Source organism: Pseudomonas sp. YuFO8, assembly GCF_035065025.1.
Classification (GTDB): Bacteria; Pseudomonadota; Gammaproteobacteria; order Pseudomonadales; family Pseudomonadaceae; genus Aquipseudomonas; species Aquipseudomonas putida_AE.
The window spans coordinates 1-425 of sequence record NZ_JAXDEQ010000151.1 but is presented as its reverse complement, the minus strand read 5'-3'; the positions used below and the strand labels follow the sequence as shown (position 1 = coordinate 425).

The 425-nt window shown below is 56.9% G+C and carries 1 protein-coding gene; it reads left to right on the top strand.

Features of this window, described 5'->3' with window-relative positions; all coding sequences use genetic code 11:
- Positions 1 to 425, top strand: a 425-nt coding sequence (tyrS, locus tag SOP95_RS31735) for a tyrosine--tRNA ligase (protein ID WP_323609546.1), incomplete at both ends; no start/stop codon positions are given.

Sequence of the window (425 nt, the reverse complement as noted above, 5' to 3'; positions counted from 1 at the left end):
CGCCCGCCGCTGACGCGCGAGCAGGTGCTCGACAATGCCGAGACCTACAAGACCCAGGTGTTCAAGATTCTCGATCCGGCCAAGACCGAAGTGGCATTCAACTCCACTTGGATGGATCAGATGGGGCCAGCGGACTTCATTCGTCTGACCTCTCAGTACACCGTTGCGCGGATGCTTGAGCGCGATGACTTCGACAAGCGCTACTCCACCAATCAGCCGATCGCCATTCATGAGTTCCTCTATCCGCTGGTTCAGGGCTATGACTCGGTGGCCTTGCGTGCGGACGTTGAGTTGGGTGGCACTGACCAGAAATTCAACCTGTTGATGGGGCGTGAACTGCAGCGTGCGTATGGGCAGGAAGCTCAATGCATTCTGACCATGCCGTTGCTCGAAGGGTTGGATGGCGTCAAGAAGATGTCCAAGTC